Genomic DNA, 6,000 nt, shown 5'->3' on the forward strand with positions numbered 1-6,000 from the left:
CGCCGCGGCGACCCGATCAGCGCGCCGCCGACCTCAGCTGGTCCAGCGACACCGGGTCCACCAGCACGCCGGCCGGTGTGCGCGACCACCAGGCGCCGGTCTCCCGCCGTTCCTCGCGCGTGGTGAACCGGTACCGGTACAGCCGCACGCGGACGAACGCCGGGGACGACCCCGGCGGGAAGGGCGAGCGGCGCAGCAGCCGCAGCGTGGCGCGGTCCCCCTCCAGCAGCCGCAGCAGGAAGGGGCGCAGCCAGCGGCTGCCGTAGCCGGGGTCGATGCCGACGAACCACATCAGCCAGTCCAACCGCAGGTGGTAGGGCGCGTACTGCGGGGGCCGGCGGTGCACGTCGCCGGGCTTGCCGCGGAACTCGTACTCCTGCCAGTCGGCGTCCGGGCCGGGGCGGGGGTCGGCGGTACCCTCCACGACCACCTCGTGACGGGTGCGGGTGACCGACCCGAACGCTCCGTAGGTGTTCACCAGGTGCAGCGGGTCGAAGCTGGCGTTCATCCGCTGCCGCCGCGACACCAGGTTCCGGGCCGGGCGCCAGCTCAGCACCAGCAGCCCCGCGGTGACCCCGACGACCAGCGCCGTGTGCCAGGCGGGGGCGACCAGCTGCGCCGGCGGTTCCAGCGGCAGCACGGCGTCCCACACCCGGCCGTCCACGACCGAGGTCGCCAGCACCAGCGTGAGCCAGTTCAGCCAGGCGAAGTTCCCGCTGAGCACCAGGTACCCCTGGGTGACGATCACCACCAGCGCGGCCGCCGTGGCCACCGGCTGCGGCATCAGCAGGCCCCAGACGACGACGAGCTGGGTGGCGTGGTTGGCCAGCGCCTCCACCGTGTGCAGCCGTGGGGGCAGGTGGTGGAACCACCAGCTCGCCGGGTTGGGCATCGGCTGGGTCTCGTGGTGGTAGCGCAGGCAGGTCAGGTCCCGCCAGCAGGGGTCGCCGCGCAGCTTGATCAGGCCGGCGCCGAACTCCAGCCGGAACAGCAGCCAGCGCAGCAGCCACAGCACCAGGACCGGCGGGGCGACGTCGGCCGGGCCCAGGAAGACCGCGAGGAAGCCCGCCTCCAGCAGCAGCGACTCCCAGCCGAAGCCGTACCAGATCTGGCCCACGTTGACGATCGACAGGTACAGCACCCACATCAGGGCCCAGGCGGCCATCCAGCCCCACAGCGGCGCCCGGTCGGCCAGCCCTGCGAGCGCCGCCGCCGACAGGACGATCCCGGTCCAGCACACGACGGCGAAGAACCGGTCCGACCAGTGCAGGTGGAACAGGCTCGGCGCCCTGCGGAACGGCGTCCGGGCCAGGAAGCGCGGCACCGGCAGCATCCCCGACGTGCCGATCAGCGGCCGGAACTGGCGCAGGGCCGCGACGAAGGCGACCAGGTAGACCAGCGCCAGGCCGCGGGTGAACACCAGCCGGCTCGACCAGTACCCCGGGTCGGAGACCCAGTCCACGGTTCCCCCTTTACCCGGTGCGCGGGGCCGTCACCGAGCGCGGACGGAAGCGGCCAGGAGTGCGCCCCGCTCGGTGACCCGCAGCGGCGTCCGCAGCTCCTGCGCCGCCCGGAGCGCGACGTCGCGCGGCACCTGCCGGCCGAGCAGGTGGTCGCGGACGGCGGCCGCGTCGGGGAGGGTGACCAGCGGCGCGTCCCAGCGGGTGACGTCCACGCGGTCGAAGACCGCACCGACCAGTGCGGGGGCGTCCTCCGCGTCGAAGGAGGTCGACGGGCGCGACCACAGCGGGGAGAGCTCCGGCGAGTCGGTCCGGGAGATGGCGCTGGCCAGCAGCGTCCCCCCGGTCCGCAGGACCCGGCGGACCTCACGGAGGGCCGGGAGCGGGTCGGCCAGGTGGTACAGCACGTTGAGCGCGGTGACGGCGTCGAACGAGCCGTCCACGAACGGCAGCGCGACCGCGTCGGCCCGGACGACGGGAGCCGGGTGCGCGCGCACCATGGACGCGGCGGCGTCCAGCCCGACGACGAGCGGCCCCAGGGGTACCGCCTCCCGCAGGACCCCCTCGGCACAGCCGACGTCCAGGACCCGCCGGGCGTCCAGGGTGAGCAGCCGGGCGGCGACCTCGGCGTACAGGCTCGCGGAGGAGTACGCCCGCGTGGTGGCCGTGCCCAGCCGGTGGCGCTCCGGGGCGGCGTCGTAGTCGTCGACCACGTCCACGGCTCCAGGGTGGCACCGCCGACGCGGCGGCACACTGGTCCGGTGAGGCCCGAACCCGGCCCGGCCACAGCGCGGGGCGTCGTCCGTCTGCTCAACACCGCCGGCGGCGGGGTGCTCTGCCTGGCCGGTGCGGTCGACGCGGCCGCCGTCGAGTCCTTCGTGCGGCGCTACGGCCGCGAGCCGGTGCCGGTCGCGGGCATCGACGCCGGTTCGGTGACCGCCCTGTCCCGCCCCGGGCTCGAGCTGCTGCTCGACCACCTCGCCGCCGCCGAGCGGGCCGGGCGGCCGGTGCCGCTCCGCGACTCGCCGCCGGTCCGGCGGCTGCTGCCCGACGCGGCGCGCTGACCACCGCCGGGTCCTGCTCCCCGGTGAGGCCGTCCACCGACTCGCGCAGGAGGTCGGCGTGGCCGTCGTGCCGCGCGTACTCCTCGATCAGGTGGACCAGGAGCCAGCGCAGGCTCGGCGCTCGCCCGTCGGGCCAGGTGCGCCGGGTCGGTCGCCCCGTGCCCCCGTCGGCGAGCGCCTCCTCGATCGCCGTCCGCGACCGCGTGACCTGGTCCTGCCACTGCTGCCAGAGCTGGTCGGGGGTGTCCTCGGCGGCCGGCCGAACGGCTGCACCGGATGCTCGAGGTGTTCCGCGACTCGCCCGTCGGCGAGGGACCCTGGGCGGTGCTCACCCGCGCGGCCGAGCGCCGCGTCGCGGAGGTCGACGGCAGCGCCCCCTCGTGGCTGGCGCGGCGACGGGCGCTGCGCGGGGCCCCGGGCTGGTGGTCTCCCAGATGGCGGCGTGCACGACCGTCGAGCGCGAGCCGTCCGCCGAGGTGGCCCGCCGGCTGACCGGCGCCGACGTCGACCTGCGGTCCCGGGTCCTCGCGGCGACCTCCCTGGCTGCGCTGCGCGTGGCCCTGCAGCAGTGGAGCGACTCCCCACGGGGCCCGCTGCTCGACACGATCCGCTCGGCGCTCGCCTCCGCGGCCGCGCGGCCGGCGAGGGCTGAGCCGACGTCCCCTGGACGCGCCACGGCCCCGGCGCGGGGGTTCGACGGCCACGCCGGGGCCGGTCCGGTCCTGCTGTGCCCCCACCTCGCCGGACGAAACCCCGGTTGACGGGCGGAGGCCGGGGACGCCGACCCGGCGGCTCAGGCCCGGACGGCGCTCTCCTCGGCGAGCCGGCGCACCTCGGCGGCCATCGCGCCGGGCTGCTCGAGGGGCAGGAAGTGCGAGGCGGGGAGCTCGCGGTACCGGGCACCGGGGACGCCCTGCGCGGCAGCCCGCACGTCGGCGGCGTCCACGAGCACGTCGTACCGGCCGGCCACGAAGGTCACCGGGCAGGTCAGCGGCGACAGGTCGAGCGGAGCGTGGTCGGCGGAGGCCACGGCCATGTGCCGGAACCACGTCCAGTCCTGGCCGGCGAACTCGTGGGCGACCGCGAGCAGGCCCGACAGCCGCGCGGCGTCGGCCCTCCGGTCGGCAGCGGCCAGGGACAGCAGGGGCTGCCACTGCTGCAGGCTGCCGGTGACCAGCGGCAGGAACGGCCCGACGACCGGCAGCAACCGGCTGCCGTGGCGCCCGGCCGACGCCCGCAGCCGGCGCGGCAGGCCGAGCGACCCGAACAGGGACGAGAAGCTGCCCCCCGGGACGCCGGCCACGGCGAGCACGCCGCTGACCTGCCGGGGGTCCTCCAGGGCCAGCTCGAAGGCGACGTTGACGCCCAGCGACCAGCCGACGACGAGCGCGGAGGGCAGGTCGAAGGCGTCGAGGACCGCCCGGGCGTCGGCGACGTGGTCCTCCACCCGCACCCGCGCCGGGTCCCGGGGCCGTTGCGAGGCACCCAGGCCGCGGTGGTCCCAGCCGACCACGCGGAAGCCGCTGCCCCGGGCGAGGAGGCCCGGCCACGCTGCGGCAGAGGCCCCCAGGCCGTTGCACAGCAGGACGGGGACCCCGTCCTGCTCGTTGGACCACGCACTGAGGAGCGTCCCGTCCGCGCTGCGCACCTGGCGCCTGCGGACGGGAGGATGACGACGGGTGATGGGACCTCTCCCCCACGGCGGGCGCCCCGGCAACCGGGCGGGGCTCGTTCGGCGGTCTGCACCCGAGGCTAGGGCACCCGCGTCCGGATCGGCCGGGCCGACCGCAGATGTGGCGCACGCGACAGGCGGGGAGTGACACCCTGCCGGCAACTCCGGCGCCGTCTCGCCGGGACCAGCGCGCCCGCCGGTGACAAGCTGACCCGCACGACCCCGCTCCGCGACGGCACCACCCCCTGACCCGAGAGAGGGACCCATGCCCACCTCCATCCCGCACTGGATCGACGGCGCCCGGCGTGAGGGCACCAGCGGCCGCACCGGCGAGGTGACCGACTCCGCGACCGGCGAGGTCACCGGCGCGGTCGCGCTGGCCTCCACCGAGGAGGTCGACGCCGCCGTCGCCGCGGCCACCGCCGCGTTCCCCGGCTGGCGGGACACCTCGCTGGCCAAGCGGACCGCGGTGCTGTTCCGCTTCCGCGAGCTGCTCAACGCCCGCAAGCCCGAGCTGGCCGCGATCATCACCGCCGAGCACGGCAAGGTCCTCGACGACGCCCTGGGCGAGGTCTCCCGCGGCCAGGAGGTCGTCGAGTACGCCTGCGGCGTGCCCTCCCTGGTCCGCGGCGGGTTCACCGAGAACGCCTCCACCGGCGTCGACGTCCACTCGGTGCGCCAGCCCCTGGGCCCGGTCGCGGTGATCAGCCCGTTCAACTTCCCGGCGATGGTGCCGATGTGGTTCTTCCCCATCGCGATCGCCACCGGCAACACCGTCGTGCTCAAGCCCAGCGAGCAGGACCCCTCCGCCGCCATCTGGATGGCCGAGCTGTGGACCGAGGCCGGCCTGCCCGACGGGGTGTTCAACGTCGCCCAGGGCGACAAGGTCGCCGTCGACCGGCTGCTGGAGCACCCCGACGTCAAGGCGGTGTCCTTCGTCGGGTCCACCGCCATCGCCCGCTACGTCTATGAGACCGGCACCGCCCACGGCAAGCGCGTGCAGGCCCTGGGCGGGGCGAAGAACCACATGGTCGTGCTGCCCGACGCCGACCTGGACCTGGCCGCCGACCAGGCGGTCAACTCCGGCTTCGGGTCGGCCGGCGAGCGCTGCATGGCCATCAGCGCGGTGCTGGCCGTCGGCGGGGTCGGCGACGACCTGGTCGCCCGCATCGCCGAGCGCACGAGGACCCTGCGCACCGGGGATGGCCGCAAGGGCGCCGACATGGGCCCGCTGATCAGCCGGCGCCACCGCGACCGGGTCGCCTCCTACGTCGAGGCCGGGGAGCAGCAGGGCGCCAAGGTCGTCGTCGACGGCCGCCGGGTGACCCCCGACGGCGCCGAGGACGGCTTCTGGCTGGGCCCCACCCTGATCGACCACGTCCAGCCGTCGATGAGCGTCTACACCGACGAGATCTTCGGCCCGGTCCTGTCGGTGCTGCGGGTGGACACCTACGAGCACGCCCTGGAGCTGATCAACACCAACGAGTACGGCAACGGCACGGCGATCTTCACCAACGACGGCGGCGCCGCCCGCCGGTTCCAGAACGAGGTGGAGGTCGGCATGATCGGCATCAACGTGCCCATCCCGGTGCCGATGGCCTACTACTCCTTCGGCGGCTGGAAGAACAGCCTCTTCGGCGACTCCCACGCCCACGGCGCCGAGGGCGTGCACTTCTTCACCCGCGGCAAGGTCATCACCTCCCGCTGGCTGGACCCCAGCCACGGCGGCCTCAACCTCGGCTTCCCGCAGAACGCCTGAGGACGGCCGGCGCCGGCGAGACACGCCTCCGCCGGCGCCGGTCCC

At 75.4% G+C, this 6,000-nt stretch carries 6 protein-coding genes and 1 pseudogene; 3 read left to right on the forward strand and 4 right to left on the reverse strand.

Annotated features, from left to right (window positions below):
• Window positions 1–16: 16 nt before the first annotated feature.
• Window positions 17–1,462 (reverse strand): lipase maturation factor family protein, encoded by a 1,446-nt coding sequence (locus ACI79C_RS08250; RefSeq protein ID WP_456945148.1) that lies wholly within the window; start codon window positions 1,460–1,462, stop codon window positions 17–19.
• Window positions 1,463–1,492: 30 nt separating this feature from the next.
• The gene (locus tag ACI79C_RS08255) at window positions 1,493–2,179 is read right to left on the reverse strand and encodes a class I SAM-dependent methyltransferase (protein ID WP_456945149.1); all 687 of its coding nucleotides are present in this window, start codon (window positions 2,177–2,179) and stop codon (window positions 1,493–1,495) included.
• Between the two features lie 42 nt (window positions 2,180–2,221).
• Between ACI79C_RS08255 and ACI79C_RS08260 the strand changes: the two genes are divergently transcribed.
• Window positions 2,222–2,524, forward strand: coding sequence for a hypothetical protein (locus ACI79C_RS08260; RefSeq protein ID WP_456945150.1), 303 nt, complete (start codon window positions 2,222–2,224; stop codon window positions 2,522–2,524).
• Window positions 2,525–2,564: 40 nt separating this feature from the next.
• On the opposite strand, the pseudogene ACI79C_RS08265 reads toward ACI79C_RS08260, so the two are convergent.
• A pseudogene (locus ACI79C_RS08265) lies at window positions 2,565–2,795 on the reverse strand (mycothiol transferase); the annotation flags it as partial.
• A 163-nt stretch (window positions 2,796–2,958) separates the two neighbouring features.
• Between ACI79C_RS08265 and ACI79C_RS08270 the strand changes: the two are divergent.
• On the forward strand, window positions 2,959–3,285 hold the full coding sequence (locus ACI79C_RS08270) for an acyl-CoA-like ligand-binding transcription factor (protein ID WP_456945151.1): 327 nt from the start codon (window positions 2,959–2,961) through the stop codon (window positions 3,283–3,285).
• A 32-nt stretch (window positions 3,286–3,317) separates the two neighbouring features.
• On the opposite strand, the gene ACI79C_RS08275 is transcribed toward ACI79C_RS08270, so the two are convergent.
• Window positions 3,318–4,172, reverse strand: coding sequence for an alpha/beta fold hydrolase (locus ACI79C_RS08275; protein WP_456945152.1), 855 nt, complete (start codon window positions 4,170–4,172; stop codon window positions 3,318–3,320).
• Window positions 4,173–4,461: 289 nt separating this feature from the next.
• Here ACI79C_RS08275 and ACI79C_RS08280 point away from each other — a divergent pair, with 289 nt between their 5' ends.
• Window positions 4,462–5,955 carry a CoA-acylating methylmalonate-semialdehyde dehydrogenase gene (locus ACI79C_RS08280; protein ID WP_456945153.1) on the forward strand — a complete coding sequence of 498 codons (1,494 nt, stop codon included), beginning with the start codon at window positions 4,462–4,464 and terminating at the stop codon, window positions 5,953–5,955.
• Window positions 5,956–6,000: the final 45 nt, after the last annotated feature.

Source organism: Geodermatophilus sp. SYSU D00697 (genome assembly GCF_054050175.1).

Bases quoted from the DNA above. Each gene is read 5' to 3' on its own strand.
- ACI79C_RS08270 (WP_456945151.1), top strand. From the start codon at position 2,959: ATGGCGGCGTGCACGACCGTCGAGCGCGAGCCGTCCGCCGAGGTGGCC.
- ACI79C_RS08280 (WP_456945153.1), top strand. From the start codon at position 4,462: ATGCCCACCTCCATCCCGCACTGGATCGACGGCGCCCGGCGTGAGGGC.